This window comes from Sphingomonas sp. (assembly GCF_040398505.1).
Lineage (GTDB): Bacteria > Pseudomonadota > Alphaproteobacteria > Sphingomonadales > Sphingomonadaceae > Sphingomonas.
In genome coordinates this window covers 18,215-36,200 of record NZ_JBBATX010000016.1, presented here as the reverse complement: position 1 = coordinate 36,200, position 17,986 = coordinate 18,215, and the positions used below count along the sequence as shown (strand labels likewise).

At 65.7% G+C, this 17,986-nt stretch carries 12 protein-coding genes; 6 read left to right on the top strand and 6 right to left on the bottom strand.

All coding sequences use genetic code 11. The features are described from left to right. Nucleotides 1-288: 288 nt before the first annotated feature. Genes phbB through purD form a run of 5 tightly spaced genes read right to left on the bottom strand, consistent with a single transcriptional unit; the run spans nucleotide 289 to nucleotide 6,276 of the window. Entirely contained in the window at nucleotides 289-1,011 is a 723-nt protein-coding gene (gene phbB / locus ABWP09_RS03915) for an acetoacetyl-CoA reductase (protein WP_353203855.1), read from the bottom strand. A 38-nt stretch (nucleotides 1,012-1,049) separates the two neighbouring features. Next, nucleotides 1,050-2,102: a ferrochelatase gene (gene hemH, locus ABWP09_RS03910; protein ID WP_353203854.1), complete on the bottom strand. Its 1,053-nt coding sequence runs from the start codon at nucleotides 2,100-2,102 to the stop codon at nucleotides 1,050-1,052. Beyond that, complete coding sequence (locus ABWP09_RS03905; protein ID WP_353203853.1) at nucleotides 2,102-4,351, bottom strand: xanthine dehydrogenase family protein molybdopterin-binding subunit; 2,250 nt, start codon at nucleotides 4,349-4,351, stop codon at nucleotides 2,102-2,104. The genes hemH and ABWP09_RS03905 overlap by 1 nt, the downstream gene beginning before the upstream one ends. A gap of 57 nt (nucleotides 4,352-4,408) precedes the next feature. Continuing rightward, complete coding sequence (locus ABWP09_RS03900; RefSeq protein WP_353203852.1) at nucleotides 4,409-4,942, bottom strand: helix-hairpin-helix domain-containing protein; 534 nt, start codon at nucleotides 4,940-4,942, stop codon at nucleotides 4,409-4,411. Nucleotides 4,943-4,983: 41 nt separating this feature from the next. Then, a complete protein-coding gene (gene purD / locus ABWP09_RS03895) occupies nucleotides 4,984-6,276 on the bottom strand; it encodes a phosphoribosylamine--glycine ligase (protein ID WP_353203851.1) in 1,293 nt (430 codons plus the stop codon). On the opposite strand from purD, the gene xseA reads away from it, so the two are divergent. The 4 genes from xseA to ABWP09_RS03875 all read left to right on the top strand — a co-directional run bounded on the left by xseA (nucleotide 6,276) and on the right by ABWP09_RS03875 (nucleotide 11,920). Continuing rightward, nucleotides 6,276-7,670, top strand: a complete 1,395-nt coding sequence (gene xseA, locus ABWP09_RS03890) for an exodeoxyribonuclease VII large subunit (protein ID WP_353203850.1) — start codon at nucleotides 6,276-6,278, stop codon at nucleotides 7,668-7,670. The genes purD and xseA overlap by 1 nt on opposite strands. A 12-nt stretch (nucleotides 7,671-7,682) precedes the next feature. Continuing rightward, entirely contained in the window at nucleotides 7,683-7,880 is a 198-nt protein-coding gene (locus ABWP09_RS03885; RefSeq protein ID WP_188448142.1) for a DUF2093 domain-containing protein, read from the top strand. After that, entirely contained in the window at nucleotides 7,877-8,815 is a 939-nt protein-coding gene (locus ABWP09_RS03880) for a M23 family metallopeptidase (protein ID WP_353203849.1), read from the top strand. The genes ABWP09_RS03885 and ABWP09_RS03880 overlap by 4 nt, the downstream gene beginning before the upstream one ends. Before the next feature lie 222 nt (nucleotides 8,816-9,037). Beyond that, nucleotides 9,038-11,920, top strand: coding sequence for a TonB-dependent receptor plug domain-containing protein (locus tag ABWP09_RS03875; protein ID WP_353203848.1), 2,883 nt, complete (start codon nucleotides 9,038-9,040; stop codon nucleotides 11,918-11,920). A gap of 66 nt (nucleotides 11,921-11,986) precedes the next feature. On the opposite strand, the gene clpB is transcribed toward ABWP09_RS03875, so the two are convergent. Continuing rightward, a complete protein-coding gene (clpB, locus tag ABWP09_RS03870; protein WP_353203847.1) occupies nucleotides 11,987-14,566 on the bottom strand; it encodes an ATP-dependent chaperone ClpB in 2,580 nt (859 codons plus the stop codon). Between the two features lie 217 nt (nucleotides 14,567-14,783). Between clpB and ABWP09_RS03865 the strand changes: the two genes are divergently transcribed. Together ABWP09_RS03865 and ABWP09_RS03860 are read left to right on the top strand one after the other, a co-directional pair. Next, nucleotides 14,784-17,084, top strand: a complete 2,301-nt coding sequence (locus ABWP09_RS03865; RefSeq protein WP_353203846.1) for a TonB-dependent receptor — start codon at nucleotides 14,784-14,786, stop codon at nucleotides 17,082-17,084. Between the two features lie 199 nt (nucleotides 17,085-17,283). Continuing rightward, nucleotides 17,284-17,986, top strand: a 703-nt coding sequence (locus ABWP09_RS03860) for a penicillin acylase family protein (RefSeq protein ID WP_353203845.1), incomplete at its 3' end; no start/stop codon positions are given.

Below are 17,986 nucleotides of genomic sequence, written 5' to 3'. Positions count from 1 at the left end.
CGGCCGCCCCGGTGCTCGCTGAAGCGAGCAGCGCCCTTACCGGACGGCGGGTCGCGCTAGCGAACCCGTCCGACGGCGGCTTTGCCGACCGGCGCTGAAGAGTTCCACAGATACCCCCGCGTTGCGTAGCCGGGGGGGCGGGGTCGGCCTTTCCTCGAGAAGGCCGACCCCGTTTGGCGTGTGGCGGCGGGATCGCCGCCGGCAAAGCCGTCGGCCGGATCGGGGACTTCTCCCCGTCCGCCGGCCGTGCCGGGCGCAGCGGCGCGGGCGTGGCCGCCCCTGCGCCCGTCAGTACATATGCTGCCCGCCATTGATCGACAGCGTCGACCCGGTCACGAACCCGCCCGAATCGCAGCACAGAAAGGTGACCGCGCGCGCGATCTCATTGGCCTGGCCGAGCCGCCCGACGGGGATTTTCGCGACGATCTTCTCCAGCACATCGGCCGGGACCGCCGCGACCATGTCGGTGTCGATATAGCCCGGCGCGATCGCGTTGACGGTCACGTTGAACTTCGCGCCTTCCTGCGCCAGCGCCTTGGTGAAGCCGTGAATCCCCGATTTGGCGGCGGCGTAATTGACCTGGCCATATTGCCCAGCCTGGCCGTTGATCGACCCGATATTGACGATCCGACCCCATTTGCGGTTGCGCATCCCCGGGAACACCGCCTTGGCCATGTTGAAACACCCGCCGAGATTGGTGTCGATCACCGCTTTCCAATCCTGATAGCTCATTTTCAGGATCGTGCCGTCGCGTGTGATGCCGGCATTGTTGACGACGATATCGACGTCGCCATGCTCGGCGGCGACCTTGGCGCAGCCCGCCTGGCAGGCATCAAAATCGCCCACATCCCATTTGTAGGCGGCGATGCCAGTGCGTGCGGTAAAGGCCTGCGCGCGGGCATCGTCGCCCGCATAGGTTGCCGCGACGGTGACTCCGGTCTCCTGCAGCGCAAGGCTGATTGCCTCGCCAATGCCGCGCGTTCCCCCGGTTACGATTGCGACGCGTGCCATGTGTCTCTCCTCGTTGGATCTTGTGTCCGACGCTGACGCTAGGCGGGCGCGACCCAGCCTTCAAGTTCCCGTGCGAGTAAAGCGCGCAACATGGCGATTCCGACATCGCTGGCGTTGAGGCACGGAATATAAGCGAAGTGCGTGCCGCCCTTTTCCTCAAAACTCTCGCGCCCGCGAATCGCCAGCTCCTCGAGCGTTTCGAGGCAATCGGCCGAGAAACCGGGGGCGAAGATCGCGATTTTGGTGATGCCCTTGTCGGGCAATTCCTCAAGCGTCGTGTCGGTCGCCGGGTCGAGCCATTTGGCGCGGCCGAAGCGCGACTGGAACGACACGATCAAGGGCAGGCCCAGCGTCCGGCCGAGCCGCTCCCCGAGCAAGCGCCCGGTCTTCTGGCAATGGCAGTGATAGGGATCGCCAAGCTCAAGCGTGCGCTGCGGCATGCCGTGGAAGCTCGCGACGATCGCTTGCGGCGCGAAATCGAGCTTCGCCACCGCAGCCTCGATCGATTCGGCAAGCGCGTCGATATAGGCCGGGTCGTCATAATAAGGCGGCAGCGTGCGGATTGCGGGCTGCCAGCGCATTTTAGCGAGCGTTTCGAACACCTTGTCGTTGGCGGTCGCGGTCGTCGCACCGCAATATTGCGGATAGAGCGGCGCGATCAGGATGCGATCGCATCCGGCGTCCTTCAGCGCCTGCACGCGCTCGGCGATCGACGGCTTGCCGTAGCGCATTGCCCAGTCAACCATCACATTTGGCCCGAACGCGCCCTGGAGCGCGCTATTCTGCGCCTTGGTGATCGCGGCGAGCGGCGATCCGTCATCGCTCCACACTTGCGCATAGGCTTCGGCCGATTTGGCGGGGCGGGTGTTGAGGATGATACCGCGCAGGATCGGCTGCCACAGGATCGCCGGGATTTCGACGACGCGCTTGTCCGACAGAAATTCGAGCAGATAGCGTTTCACCGACTTCACGTCGGGGCCATCGGGCGTGCCGAGATTGGTCAGCAGCACGCCGACTTGGCGCGGACGGACCGGCGGATGCTCGGGCGGGAGCAACGCGGGCGGGAGGGCAGGCGGAAGAACAGGCGGCATCAAACGGTTCCGGGAACGAGCGGCAGGCTCCGCAAGCGTCCCCCCGTAGCGGCTTGCAGCGCGTTGGCAATCGCCGGTGCAACCGGCGGCACGGCAAGTTCGCTCACACCACCGGGATCGGCCTCGCTCGGGATCAGTTCGACCGTGATGTCGGGGCTGTCTGCCAGCCGCGGCAGGCCAAGCGCGCCGAAGCTGCGCGCCTGCGCCAGATTGGCCTTGAAGCCGGTTGCGCCGCCGATTGCCGCTGCCATGCCGAACAGCAGCCCGCCTTCAATCTGTTGCTTGACGATGTCGGGATTGACGTGCCGCCCGCAATCGACCGCCGCGACGATGCGGTCGACGCTGACCGCCTGGCCTTCGCCGACATGCGCCTCGACCAGCACGGCAATGTGGCTGCCGCGAAAGCTGTGACAGGCGATGCCCTGTCCGCTGCCCGCAACGCCGCCCTCCCACCCGCCAAGCGAGGCGACGGTCGACAGGCAGCGCGCGAGCCGCGCATCGCCGCCGAGCATGCCGATGCGGAACGACAGCGCTTCGGTGCCCGCGACGTGCGCGAGTTCATCGAGGAAACATTCGGTGAAAAACGCGGTGTAGCTGTGCGCGCCTGATCGCCAATGCCCGGTCGGCACGCCGATCGCGGCGGGGTGATGATCTATCGCATAAGCCGGAATGCGATAAACGGGCTTGGCACCCGCCACCGCATAGCGATCGCCCGCGGGCGCAAGCGCCAGCGCGGCGCTGAAGCCGCTATCCGGCGCCAGCAGCCGCCGCGCGAGCTGCTGCCCGGTGGCGGGCGCGGCGATCTTGGCCAGCCAGCCGAGGATTTGCCCGTTCGCGCCGAGCCGCGCCGCCATGCGCGCGCGCGCGGGTGGGCGGAAGCGGTCGTGGAGCAAATCCTCGGCGCGGCTCCACACCAGTTGCACCGGGCGGTTGAGCTTGGCGGCCAGCACCGCGGCTTGCGCTGCGCACTGCGTTTCGAGGTTCGCGCCGAACGATCCGCCGATCAGCATCGGGTGGACCAGCACCGCGTCTTCGGCGAGGCCGATCGCGGCGGCGGCGGCGCTGCGCGCGAGACCGGGGGCTTGCGTCGGCAGCCACAGGGTGAGGCGGCCGTCGCGCAACTGCGCGGTCGCGGTCATCGTCTCGATCGCGGCGTGCGGCGCGAGGCTGGCGCGATACTCCGCGGTGATCAGCTTGGCACCCTTGAACGCCGCCGACAGATCGCCGGCCTGCGCGATTCGCGTGCCCGGCCCGTCAAGCGCGGCGCTGAGCGCGCGGTCGATGCTGGCATCGTCGACCAACCTCCCGCGCGTTTCGAAGCGCGGTGCCAGCGCGTCGAGCGCCTTGTTCGCGGCCCACCAGCTGATGCCGACCGCCGCGACCCACTGGTCGTTGGTAACGACGTGGAGCACGCCGAGAATCCGGTCCGCCGCCGCGCGATCGACCCGCACCAATTTGCTGTTACCGACCGGACCCTGGCGGATGCTGGCGAAGAGCATGTCGGGCAAGCGCACGTCGCCCGCGAAATTGGCCGACCCGTCGACCTTTGACGGCGCATCGAGCCGGGGCAGCGACTGGCCGTAGAGCCGGTCGGCGGTATCGCCGCGTAAGGGGAGCGGGTCGGGCAGCGCGCCGCCGCCAAAGTCGCGCGCGGCTTCTGCAGCGAGTTCGGCGAAGCGCAGCCGGTCCTTGCCGTGCACGACGAAGCCATTTGCCGTGCCGCAGGCTTGCCAATCGACCTTCCAGCGCCTGGCCGCCGCCTTGCACAACAGCGTCCGCGCCGCCGCGCCCGCCGCGCGGAGCGGGCCTTCGAAACTGCGCACCGAGCTCGATCCGCCGGTGAACATCAGCCCGATCTGGACGGCATGGGCATCGCGCCAGCCTTTGAGCAGCGCATCGTCGGCACCTTCGAACAGTTCCTCCGCGCCGAACGGATTGGCGTAAAGCGGGTTGAGCGGTGCCGGCTCGACCGCGATCGTCCGCCAGTCCGCGCCAAGCTCATCGGCGACAATTTGCGGCAGCGTGGTGTAGACGCCCTGGCCATGCTCGGCTTGCGACACCGCGACCGTGACATGGCCGTCATTGCCGATCTTGAGCCACGCGCCGAACAGCGTCTCGCCCTGATCGGCGGTGAGATTGGGCAAATAGCGCCGTGGCCACAGCCCCCACGCCACGACCAGCCCGATCCCGGCCCCGCCGCCGATCAGCAGCGTACGGCGGTCAATCCGGGGAAGCGAGCGGGCGGGCATCACGCTGCTGTATCGCGGGTGCGCAGGCGGCGAAAGGGCGTGCGTCGCTGCGCGGGCTTATCCGCCCAATTTGCCGAACGCGGCTTCATAACCGGCCGTGTCCCCGGCGGCGAGCAACGTGGCCTGCTCGATCCAGCGATCGCGCGCCATGCGGCCTTCGAAAACGCCGAGCTGTGCATCGAGCGCTGCCGCTGCCTGCGGGCTGAGCGCCGCGATCTGCGCCACGCGGGTAATGCCAAGGTCGGCGAGCGTGGCGGCAAGCTTTGGGCCGAGTCCTTTGATCCGGGTCAGCTCGGTGGCGGCCGGTGTCTCGGCCGCGGGGGCATCCGTCGCGGGTTCGGCCGGCACGTCGCTGATCGCGCCATCGCTCGATACCGCGGTCGGCTCGGTCGTCGCGCCATGCGCTTCGGCCATCGCGAAATCCTCAGTCATTTGCTTCTTCGCGGCGGCATTTCGGCGGCGCAGCACCGTGCCCCACAAAATCGCGGCAATCGCCAACGCCGCCAGGATCAGCATCAGCACGACATGGGTGATCGTGATCGGCACCATCATGTCGACGGCCTGGTTCGGGTTTTGCGGGCCAGCTGCCATGGACGATGCTCCTGAATCTCTGGCCCGAGTAGCGTAAAGCGTCAGCCCGCGTCGCGTGCAATCTCGCTGCGCTGCGCATTGCGGACAATTTCACGGTAGCCGATGTCGTTGCGGTAAAATCCGCCGGGAAAATCGATCGCCGCGAGCGCGCGATACGCATCGGCTTGCGCATCGGCGATTGTCGATCCGCAAGCGGTGACCGCGAGCACGCGCCCGCCCGAGGCGACGATCTGCCCGTCGTCCAGCCGCGTCCCGGCCTGGAAAACCGTCGCGCCCTTGGCTTCGGCTTCGGCGATTCCAGTCAGGATCGCACCGGCCTCGGGCGTGCCGGGATAGCCCTTGGCGGCGATCACCACCGTCAGCGCGGTCGCATCGCGCCATGTCACCGGGCCACGCGCGCCAAGCGTGCCCGTCGCCACCGCCAGCAGGATGTCGAGCAGATCCTCGTCGAGCCGCGCCATCAGGACCTGGCATTCGGGGTCGCCGAAGCGGGCATTATATTCGATCAGCTTTGGGCCATCGGCGGTCAGCATCAGCCCGGCATAGAGCACGCCCGAAAACGGCGTCCCCGCCGCCGCCATCGCCGCCACGGTCGGGCGGACGATGTCGTCGAGCGCGCGCGCTTCGAGCTCGGGGGTCAGCACGCGCGCCGGGCTGTAGGCGCCCATCCCGCCGGTGTTGGGGCCGGTATCGCCGTCGCCGACGCGCTTGTGATCCTGCGCCGTTCCGAACGGCAGAATGGCGGTGCCGTCGGTCAGCACGAACAGGCTGACTTCCTCGCCCTCCAGAAATTCCTCGATCACGGCTTCGCCGCCGCGCGGGCCGAACAGATCGGCGAGCGCGGCTTCGGCTTCCTCGCGCGTCGTGGCGACGGTCACGCCCTTGCCTGCGGCGAGGCCGTCGGCCTTGATCACGACCGGCACGCCGAATTTGTCGAGCGCGGCGCGCGCCTCGGCGCGGCTGGTGGCGTGGACATAGCCGGCGGTCGGGATGCCGGCGCGGTCGCACACGGATTTGGTGAAAGCCTTCGATCCCTCAAGCTGGGCGGCGGCCTTGTTCGGGCCGAACACCGCGATGCCGGCGGCGCGAACGCTATCGGCAAGGCCATCGACCAATGGCGCTTCCGGCCCGATGACGACCAGCCCGATGTTCTGCGCGGCGCAGAAGGCGACCACTGCCGCATGATCGGTCACGTCGAGTGCGACGATCTGCGCGTGCGCGGCAATCCCCGGATTGCCGGGGGTGGCGAACAGTGTACCCAAGGCTGGCGATTGCGCCAGCTTCCACGCGAGCGCATGTTCGCGACCACCCGAACCGATCAGCAGGACATTCAATGGCGGACCCTCAAAGCGACGTGTTGTTCGACGCGGCAGCGCGCCTGCTAGCCGAGACCGCGCCCGACGACAACGTAAGTGCCCCCGGTAATTCGGTGATGGGCGTCGGCGAGCTCGCCAACAAGCTCAAGCGCGTGGTCGAAAGCGAATTCGGCCATGTCCGGCTGCGCGGCGAGATTTCGGGCTATAAGCGCGTCGCTTCGTGCCATGCCTATCTGAGCCTGAAGGACGAAAACGCGGTCATCGATGGCGTGATCTGGAAGGGCAATGTCGCGCAATTGGGCTTCACGCCGCAGGATGGGGCGGAGGTGATCGCGACCGGCAAGATCACCACTTATCCCGGTCGCTCCAAATATCAGATCGTGATCGATCGCATGGAATTGGCGGGCGAAGGCGCGCTGATGGCCTTGCTTGAGAAGCTCAAGGCCAAGCTCGCGGGGGAGGGGCTGTTTGCGCCGTCTGCGAAAAAGCCGCTGCCGTTCCTGCCCGCGCGGATCGGCGTGGTCACCTCGCCGACGGGCGCGGTGATCCGCGACATTTTGCACCGGCTGGAGGATCGCTGCCCGACGCATGTGCTGGTGTGGCCGGTCAAGGTGCAGGGGGCAGGCTCGGCTGCGGAAATCGCGGCTGCGGTGCGCGGGTTTGACGCGATGCCGCCGGAAACGCGGCCCGATCTCGTCATCGTCGCGCGCGGCGGGGGTTCGATCGAGGATTTGTGGGCGTTCAACGAAGAGGTGGTGGTGCGCGCGATCGCGGCGTGCCGCATCCCGATCATCTCGGCGGTCGGACATGAGACCGACACCACGCTCGCCGATTTCGCCGCCGATCTGCGCGCGCCGACCCCGACCGCCGCGGCGGAAATGGCGGTGCCGGTGCTTGCGGACTTGCGCCTCACGCTGGGCGGGTACGGCCAGCGCAGCGAAAAATGCGTGCGACGCTATCACCAGCGCGGCCGCGAACGGCTCGAAGCGCTGGTGCGCGTGCTGCCGCGCCGCGACGCGTTGCTCGGGCCGCAACGGCAGCGTGCCGACGATCTCGGCGCGCGGCTCGACCGCGGGTTAGAGCGGCGCGTGGGCGTCGCGCGCGGGCAGCTCGACCGCTCGGGCGCGGCGCTGCGGCTGTCGACGCTGGAGCGCCAGCTCGAGCGCGCGCGGGACCGGGTAAAGGCGACGTGGCGGCTGGTCGAAACGCTCGGGCCGAACGCGATCCTCGACCGGGGCTATGCCTTTGTCTCGGCGCGGCCCTCCGGTGCCGTGGTCGGATCGGCCGAGGCGGCGCGCGGCGCGGGTGCGGTCACGCTGCATTTCCGCGACGGGCAAGTCGATGCGAAGGTTGAGCGCAGCGGCGGCAAGGCATATGGTGCGGCCAAACCCGACCAACCGACCCTTTTGTAGCGAGCGCGTCTTATGCTGATGTCCAACACCGATCGCGCAGCGCGGCTCCATTTCATGGCGAACGGCTTTCGCGTGCTCAGCCCGGGTGACCATGTCGTGTGCGCGACATCGGGCGTGCGGATCGCGCTCGACGATTTGCGCTATTGGAGCGTCGCGCGGCAGGAGGCCTATGCGACGCCCGCGCTGGCGACCGCGGCGATGAGCGGATGACACGGGCCGGGGGGCGCTTGCGCGTGGCACGCTGGACGATCGGCCTTGTCGCGCTGATCGCGCTGGGCAGTTGCACCACCGCGCCCGAAATCCGCCAAGTGCAACCGCTCCCGCCCGCTCCGATCGCGCGCAAGCCGACCGTTCAGCCGCGCCAGGCGCCGGTGCGCGACAGTTTCAGTTATTCGGGATCGATGATCCAGGGTGGCATCGTCATCGGCATTGCGCCCGCTGGCACCAGCTTGCTCAGCTTCAACGGCGTGGATGTGCCGGTCGCCGCCGATGGCCGGTTCCTGATCGGGTTCGACCGCGATGCCGGGCCGACCGCAACGCTTGTCGCGACGCTCGATGATGCGCGGCGCGTGCGCGATACGCTGACGATCGCGCCGCGCGGGTGGGATGTGTCGCGGCTCGACAGCCTGCCCAAAATCCCGCTGCCGCAGCCCGATTTCGATCGGCTCCGCCCCGCCGAACTCGCGCAGATCAATGCGGCGCGGCGGGTCCAGTCGGATTCGCAAGGCTGGCGGCAGACCTTCCTGTGGCCGACGACGGGGCGGATTTCGACGCTGTTCGGGTCGCAGCGCATCTACAAGAATAATGAGGCCGGGTCGTATCATTCCGGATTGGACGTGGCCAAGCCGACCGGATCGGTGATCCTCGCGCCCGCCGATGGCGTGGTGATTCTGGCGGCGGACCATCCCTTCACGCTGGAGGGCAATCTGGTGATGATCGATCACGGCGCGGGGCTCAACACCGCCTTCCTGCATCTCTCGCGGATCGACGTGCGCGTGGGGCAGCGCGTGCTGCGCGGCCAGCCGGTCGCTTTGTCGGGCATGACCGGGCGTGCAACGGGGCCGCATCTCCATTGGAGCCTTAAGTGGCGCGACGCCAAGATCGACCCGCTGCTGGTCGCCGGACCGATGCCACGCGCTGAGTAAATCATTCGTTTCGAACATGTTACGATTTGTGTCTTTTCAGTGACAGCCTCATTTTAAAGTATGGGAGCGCGCGCCGCTGCGGGTTTACAGCCGCGCGCCGCGGGATCATTCCGCCTTCATGTCTCGGGGGGCCGAGCATGTTTGTATGTGTCGGATCACGAGACTTGCCACTCCGTGGCGTACCGCTGGAAGGCGGTGCGCGCGTTACGCAAGGAACCATATGTGACTCGAATTTCCTCGACTTTCCGCAAGCCCGTTCTGTTGTCCAGCGCCGCCTCGGGCGCGCTGCTGCTCGCGCTGAGCGCAGCGCCCGCTTTCGCGCAGGACCAGGCGCAGGCCGGCGCGACCGCCGCCACCAGCGCGGCACCGGTCAACCCGCAGGCGCAGGCTGCCGATCAAAGCGACCAGGGCGGCGACATCGTCGTGACGGGCACGCTGTTCCGTCGTCTCAACACCGAAACCGCCTCGCCGATCACGGTGCTGACCAGCGAGAACCTTCAGCGCGCGGGCATCACCAATGTCGCCGACGCGGTCCGCTCGATCTCGGCCGATAACTCGGGGTCGATCCCGACGGCGTTCGCCGCAGGCTTCGGTTCGGGTTCGGCGGCGGTGTCGCTGCGCGGGCTCAGCGTCAACTCGACGCTCGTCCTCATCGACGGTGTCCGCACCGTCAATTATCCCTATGCCGATGACGGCCAGCGCGCCTTTGTCGACTTGAACTCGATCCCCAAGAGCACGATCGACCGGATCGAAGTGCTCAAGGACGGCGCGTCGGCAACGTATGGCGCGGATGCGATCGGCGGCGTGGTCAACATCATCACGCGCAAGGAAATCAAGGGCATCGAAGGCACGGTCGAGGCCGGCGTTTCACAGCGCGGCGACGGCGGCGAGCGCCGCGCGACGCTGACTGCGGGCTATGGCGATCTGAAGGAGCAGGGCTTCAACGTCTATATCAACGGCGAATATGAGAAGGACAATCTCATCTCGGTCGCCGATCGTGGCTTCCCCTACAACACCGCCGATCTGACCTCGATCGGCGGCCTGAACAATAACAGCGCGTCGCTGGGTGCGTTCGGCAACCGGTCGGCAGCGATCGCGGCGGTGGTGCGGCCTGCAACCTATACGCCGGGCAATATCTATTCGGGTGTCGCGGTGCCGGGTGCGCTGACGCAAGTCCTCAACCCCGCCGGATGCGTGACCGGCACGATCACGCGCAACGATGCAACCGGCGCCTATTGCGAGCAGAACACGACGCAATATGGCACGATCGCGCCCGAGCAGGAGCGCTATGGCGCGACGATCCACGGCACGCTGCAAGTCGGCGACCGGGCGCAGGCCTATGTGACCGGTACCTATTATCACAGCCGCGTCTTCTCGACCGCGGCGCCGTTCACGATCCGTCAGCGTAACCCGATCAACAGCACCAACATTGTGCTGCCGGCGCTGCTGGCCAACGGTCAGCTCAACGCGCAAAACCCCTATGCGGCATCGGGCCTCGGCGCGCAGATCTCCTATGCGTTCGGCGATCTGCCACAGACGTCGACGACCGAGAATGACGTGTACCGCGTCGCCGCCGGGATTGCCGGCAAGTTTGGCGACGATTGGGCCTATTCGCTCGATGCGAGCTATGCGCGCAGCGATCTGGTCGGCCGCAACACCGGCTATATCAACATTGCCGGGCTGACCAACGCGATCAACACCGGCAGCTACAACTTCATCAACCCGTCGCAGAACAGCCAGGCAGTGCGCGATCAGGTTTCGCCAACCCAGTCGAGCTCGGCCAAGGGTCAGCTGTATTTCCTGCAAGGCTCGTTGACCAAGAGCTTCTTCGAGCTTCCCGGCGGTCCGCTCCAGGTCGGCGTCGGCGGATCGGTGCGGCGCGAGGAGCTGAACAACCCCAATGCCAATGCCAATAATGCGTTTCTCGGCCTCAACGCCGTCAGCGCATCGGGCAAGCGCACCGTGTCGGCGGGTTATTTCGAGATTTCGGCCCCCGTGCTGAAGTCGGTCGAGCTGGGTGCTGCGGGTCGTTTCGATCATTATTCGGACGGGTTCAGCAAATTCTCGCCCAAGGCGACGATCAAGTTCACGCCGATCCGTTCGCTGGCGCTGCGCGCGACCTATACGCAGGGCTTCCGTGCACCGAGCTTTGCCGAATCGCAGAATGGCGCGGTGATCGGCTATACTTCGGCCACCCCGCCCGCCGCCGTCGTCGCGGCACACGGCAACAACGCCTATGTCCAGAGCTATTCGCTCGGCTATAACAGCGCCTCGAACCCCGATTTGAAGCCCGAAAAGTCGCGCAGCTTCACCGGCGGCGCGATCTTCCAGCCGACGCGCTGGCTGTCGGTCACGGCGGATTATTATAACATCAAGAAGACCGATGTGATCTCGGGCGGTCCGCTCGCGGGCACGGCGATCGCCAATTACTATGCCGGAACGGCGCTGCCGGCCGGCTACACCGTCACGCTCGACGATGCCGATCCGCTGTTCCCGAATGCGATCCGCAAGGTGCTGATCGTCAATTCGCCTTATGCCAATGCGTCCTCGCTGCAGACCTCGGGCATCGACGTGTCGGTCCAGGCCGATTTCAAATTCGGTGGCGGCAACCGCTTTACCAGCCGCCTCGAAGGCACCGAAATCCTGACCTATGATTTCGATCCGGGCGACGGCATCATCGACAGCTATGTCGGCACGCAAGCGCCGTACGTGCTGTCCTCGGGTGCGGGTACGCCGCGTTGGCGCGCAAACTGGATGAACAGCGTGCAGGTTGGCCCAGCGACGCTCACGGCAACCGCCTATTACACCAGCGGTTACAAGAACGTCGCGGTCGATCAGAGCGGCCACGGGGCCAACACCTGCGCCGACAATCTGTACGGCACGGGCGACGTATTCTGCCGGACCAAGGGCTTCTTCACGCTCGATCTGGTCGGTCAGTTCAAGGTCAACGACAAGTTCACCTTCTACCTGAATGCGGTGAATTTGCTCGACGCTTCGGCCCCGATCAACCCGGCCAACTATGCCGCGGTCAATTACAACCCGACCTGGTCGCAGCAGGGTATCGTCGGCCGCACCATTCGTGGCGGCGCGAACTTCAAGTTCTAAGCTTTACCAAAAGAGCGCCTGAAAAGGGGCGGTTCCTGACAAGGAGCCGCCCCTTTTTGCGTGTGCTCACACCACCTGCAGCTCGAGCTTGCCGTCGCCCTCATCGACCTTGACCGTCGCGCCGCCCAGCACCGTGCCGCGCAGGATCAGATCGGCGAGCGGATCCTGCAGATAGCGTTGCACCGCGCGCTTCAACGGCCGCGCGCCGTACACCGGATCGTAGCCGACGCGCCCGAGCCACGCGCGCGCGGCATCGGTGAGTTCGAGCCCGACCTTGCGCTCGTCGAGCAGCTTGGCGATCCGTGCGACCTGGATGTCGACGATCGGTGCCATCTCGGCCTGGCCGAGCCGGTGGAACAGCACGATCTCGTCGAGCCGGTTGAGGAATTCCGGGCGGAAATGGCCGCGGACGATTTCCATCACTTGCGGTTCGACCTTGGCGACATCCTCGCCTTCGCCCAACGTCGTCAGCACCTGACTGCCGAGATTGGAGGTCAGCACGATGATCGTGTTGGTGAAATCGACCGTGCGGCCCTGGCCATCGGTCAGGCGGCCATCGTCGAGCACTTGCAGCAGGATGTTGAAGACGTCCGAATGCGCCTTCTCGACTTCGTCGAACAGCACGACCTGATACGGCCGCCGCCGCACCGCCTCGGTCAGCACGCCGCCTTCCTCATAGCCGACATAGCCCGGCGGCGCGCCGATCAGCCGGGCGACGGCATGCTTCTCCATGAACTCGCTCATGTCGATGCGGACCATTGCGGTGGGATCATCGAACAGGAATTCGGCGAGCGCCTTGGTCAGTTCGGTCTTGCCGACGCCGGTTGGCCCGAGGAACAGGAACGAGCCGAGCGGGCGATTGGGGTCTTGCAAGCCCGCCCGCGCGCGGCGCACGGCGGTCGAGACCGCGCGGATCGCGTTTTGCTGGCCGATCACGCGCTTACCGATCGTCGCTTCCATCGCGAGCAATTTGTCGCGCTCGCCCTCGAGCATCCGCTCGACCGGAATCCCGGTCCAGCGCGCAACGACCCCGGCAATGTCCTCGCCGGTCACTTCCTCGCGCAGCATTGCGCCCTTGGTCGCGCCCGCTGCCGCGTCCAATTGCCGCTGCAATTCGGGGATGCGCCCGTAGGACAGCTCGCCCGCCTTGGCGAGATCGCCCGCGCGCTGCGCCTGCTCAAGTTCGAGCCGCGCCGCATCGATCTGCTCTTTCAGCTTCGCCTCGGCCGAGATCTTGTCTTTTTCGCCTTGCCAGCGCGTAGTCAGTTCGGCCGATTGTTGCTCCAGATTAGCGAGTTCGCCTTCGAGCGTGACGAGCCGGTCCTGCGACGCGGCATCGGTCTCGCGCTTCAACGCTTCGCGCTCGATCTTCAACTGGATGATGCGGCGGTCGAGGATTTCGATTTCCTCGGGCTTGCTCTCGACTTCCATGCGGATGCGGCTGGCGGCTTCGTCCATCAAATCGATCGCTTTGTCGGGGAGGAAGCGGTCGGTGATGTAGCGATGCGACAGCGTTGCCGCCGCGACGATCGCGGCATCGGTGATGCGCACGCCGTGGTGGAGCTCGTATTTTTCCTTCAACCCGCGCAGGATCGAGATCGTGTCGGGCACGGTCGGCTCGCCGACGAATACCGGCTGGAAGCGGCGCTGGAGGGCTGCGTCCTTCTCGACATATTTGCGATATTCATCGAGCGTGGTCGCGCCGACACAGTGCAGCTCGCCGCGCGCGAGCGCGGGCTTGAGCAGATTGCCCGCGTCCATCGCGCCCTCGGATTTGCCCGCACCGATCAGCTGATGCATCTCGTCGATGAACAGCACGATGTCGCCCTCGGCGGCCTTCACTTCGTCGAGCACACCTTTCAAGCGCTCCTCGAATTCGCCGCGATATTTCGCACCCGCGATCAGGCTGCCCATGTCGAGCGACATCAGGCGGCGGTCTTTGAGCGTATCGGGCACGTCGCCATTGGCGATGCGCAGCGCGAGCCCCTCGGCAATCGCGGTCTTGCCGACGCCGGGTTCGCCGATCAGCACCGGATTGTTCTTGGTGCGGCGCGCGAGGATCTGGATCGTGCGGCGGATTTCCTCGTCGCGGCCGATTACGGGGTCGAGCTTGCCGTCGCGCGCCGCTTGCGTCAGGTCGCGCGCGAATTTCTTGAGTGCGTCGAACTTGTCTTCGGCACCCGCGCTGTCGGCGACGCGGCCGTTGCGGACGTGCTCGATCGCGGCGTTGAGCGCCTCGGGCGTGACGCCTGCGGTCTTGAGTGCCTTGCCGGCGACGGTGTTGAGCGACAGCGCGAGCGCGACCAGCAAGCGCTCGACCGTGACGAAGCTGTCGCCCGATTTGGTCGCGATTTGCTCGGCCTGATCAAGCACGCGGACCGAATCATTGTCGAGGCCGGGGGTTTGCTGCGCGCCGCCGCCCGAGACGGCCGCGATCTTCGACAGCGCGAGGTCGGTCTCGCTGAGCGCGCGCTTGGCGTCGCCCCCGGCGGCGGCGATCAGGCCCGAGGCCATGCCCTGCTCATCTTCGAGCAACGCCTTCAAAATGTGTTCGGGCGCGATCCGCTGGTGGCTCATCCGGATTGCGACGGTTTGCGCCGATTGCAGAAAGCCCTTGGCGCGATCGGTGAATTTTTCGATGTTCATGGTGGAAGTGTCCCTCCTTCGCTGCACGAGATGTAGTGTTGTATATGTGCAACACAAGAGCCGGAGTGGGTTCGAATTCCACTGTAATCTTTCTGACGCAAAAGGATCATGCGGAAGTCGCGAAATTTACGCATTGTTGCAACGCAGCATGGGTAGGCGCTGCTTCGGGGCACAGGGAGTGGTGTCGCCGCATCCACAAAAGCTGGGGTTCTACATCATGCATCGTTCTGCCTTCTGCCTGCTCGCCGGCGTCGCTTTATCCTGGCCGCTTGCCGCCTCTGCGCGCGATCTGCCGGCCGCGCCTGCTCCCGTTGCCGATACGGCCGACAGCGACATCATCGTCGTCGGCAAGGGCCAGACGCGGCAGGTGCAGCAACTCGACCAGGCCGACATTGCGATCCTGACGCCGGGCACCAGCGCGCTCAAGGCGATCGCCAAGCTGCCCAGCGTCAACTTCCAGTCGGCCGACGCGTTCGGTGCCTATGAATGGTCGGAGCGCGTTTCGATCCGCAGCTTCAACCAGAATCAGATCGGCTTCACGCTCGACGGCATCCCGCTCGGCGACGGATCCTATGGCAACACCAACGGTCTGCACATTAGCCGGGCGATCTCCTCGGAGAACGTCGGCCAGACGATCGTCTCGCAGGGTGCGGGCGCGATCGGCACGCAAGCGACCAATAATCTTGGCGGCACGATCGAATTCCGCTCGTCCGATCCGACCGCGAAATTCGGCGTGCAGGCAAACGGCACCTATGGCAGCAACGATACCTATCGCACGTTCCTCCGGCTCGACACCGGCGTGTTGGGCGACAATGGCCCCGCAGCCTATGTCTCCTACGGCTATCTGACGACGGGCAAGTGGAAGGGCTTTGGCAAGCAGAAGCAGAACCAGGTCAATGCGAAGTTCACCGCACCGCTGTCGCCTGCGGTACGCCTGGTCGGCACGTTCAACTTCTCGGACCGGCGCGAGCAGGACTATCAGGATCTGTCGCTCGACCAGATCCGCCGCCTCGGCCTCAATCTCGACAATGTCTCGAACAATTTCCCGCTCGCCGTCCAGATCGCCGATGTCGGGGCCAACCGCGGCGATACCGGTGCGCCGAAGTTTAATCCGGCGGCGGGGACGGTCTATCCCGCCCCATATGGCGCTACGGGCACGGTCGACGATTCCTACTTCGACGCCTCGGGCTTGCGGCAGGATTATCTCGCGTCGTTCGGCGTTGAGACGCGCAAGGGTTCGTCGATCCATGGCGAACTCAAGGCCTACTACCATTCCAACCACGGCCAGGGCACGTGGTTCACGCCGTATGTTCCCTCGCCTTCGGGCGTGCCGATTTCGGTGCGTACGACCGAATATGACATTCGCCGTAAGGGCGTGTTCGGATCGATCGGTACCGATCTCGGCATGTTCGGCGATGTGACCGTCGGCGGCTGGTACGAGCGCAACGATTTCCGCCAAGCGCGGCGGTTCTATGCGCTCGACAGCCGCACGGTCCCGACGCGCAGCGCGCTCCAACTGCAGAACCTCCCCTTCTTCACGCAGCGCTACGGCGCCTACACCACCGATACGCTGCAATATTATGTGCAGGACAAGCTGACGTTCGGCGCGTTGACGGTCGATCTTGGCTGGAAGGGTTTCCAGGTCAAGAACAAGGCCAGCCAGATCGTCGTGAGCGATACGGCGGTCGGCGCGATTGATGCGACCGACTGGTTCCAGCCGCACGCTGGCGTTGCGTACAAGCTGAACAATTCGGCCGAGCTGTTCGCCGACTTCACCGAATCGAAGCGTGCCTTCGTGTCGGCCTGGACCAACGGCCCGTTCTCGACCGGTCAGAATGGGTTCAATGCGCTGATTTCGACCAACAAGCTGAAGCCCGAGCAATCGGACACGTTCGAAGGTGGCGCGCGCTTCAAGAGCGGTCGCTTCAACGGCTCGCTCGTCGGTTATTATGTCGACTTCAGCAACCGCATCCTCGGCACCACCGTTGGTGCCGGGATCGTCGGCAATCTCGCGACGCTCGCTAATGTCGGCTCGGTGCGTACCTACGGGCTCGAAGCGGCAGGCGAAGTCAAGCTGCCCTACGGCTTCGGGATCTTCGCGTCCTATGCTTATAACGACTCGACCTATCGCGACGATGTGGCGGTCGCAGGCGGCACACCCCGCCTGATCAAGGGCAAGACCACGGTCGACAGCCCGAAGCACCTCGCCAAGGCCGAAGTGACCTATAATGGCTCGGTGTTCTTCGGGCGGATCGGTGGTAACTATATGAGCCGCCGCTACTTCACCTACACTAATGACCAGTCGGTGCCGGGGCGCGTGATCGTTGATGCCACGATCGGGGCGCACGTAACGATCGCCGATCGCAAGTTCGAAATTCAGGGCAATGCGACCAATCTTTTCGATAAGAAGTATATCGCGACGATCGGTTCGAACGGCTTTGGCTATGCCGGCGACAATCAGACGTTGCTGGCAGGTGCTCCGGCGCAGTTCTTCGTCACGCTGAAGGCTGGCTTCTGATCAAACCCTTCTCCCTACGGGAAACGGAGGCGCGCAGCGTCGGATGAGGGCAGGCTGGTAATGCGGGCTGCCCTCACCCTCCCACCCGCTTTCGCGGGCGGGCCCCTCGCTCTCCCGGTGGGAGAGGGGAAGGATTATCGCTCGTCTGCACCGGATCGCCCCGCTACACCTTGGCGCAAACGATAAAAGGGCAGGACGGATGCGGGGCTGGTTTGGGCGTGGAATAGCAGGATTGGCGCTGGTCGTGGCGCTTGCTGCGGTGGGTCTTTCGGTGTGGGAGCCGCTGGCGGCGAGCTCGGTCGCGGCACCGCTCGCCCATCGCTATGATAGCGTCATTGCGCGCGATCGCTACGGCGTACCCCACATTTTCGGCAAGACTGATCCAGATGTCGCGTACGGCGTGGCCTATGCCCATGCCGAGGACGATTTTGCGACGCTGCAAGAGGCGGTCGCAATGGCACGCGGGCGCTTGGGCGCGATCAGCGGAACGGACGGGGCGAAAGTCGATTATACGCTTGCTTTGCTCGGTGCGCGCGAGACAGCGCACCGCGATTATGCCAAGCAACCCGCCGACGTCCGCGCGTTGCTCGATGCCTATGCGAGTGGCCTAAACGCTTATGCCAAGCGGCATCCGGGCGAGGTACGCCTCGCCAAGCTCTTCCCCGCCAATGGCGAGGACATCGCGACCGGCTTTGTGCTGCGCACGCCGTTCTTCTTCGGGCTCGACCAGACCTTGGGCGCGCTGACCAGCGACAAGCCGCTGCCGCGCGAGGATGCCGGCGCGGTCTCGGACAGCCCCGATCCGACCGCGCTGCCCGCGACGGGTGAAGCGATGCCCAACGGTTCCAACGCCTTCGTCGTCGCGCCGAAGCGCTCGGCCGATGGTTTCACGCGCGTCGTCT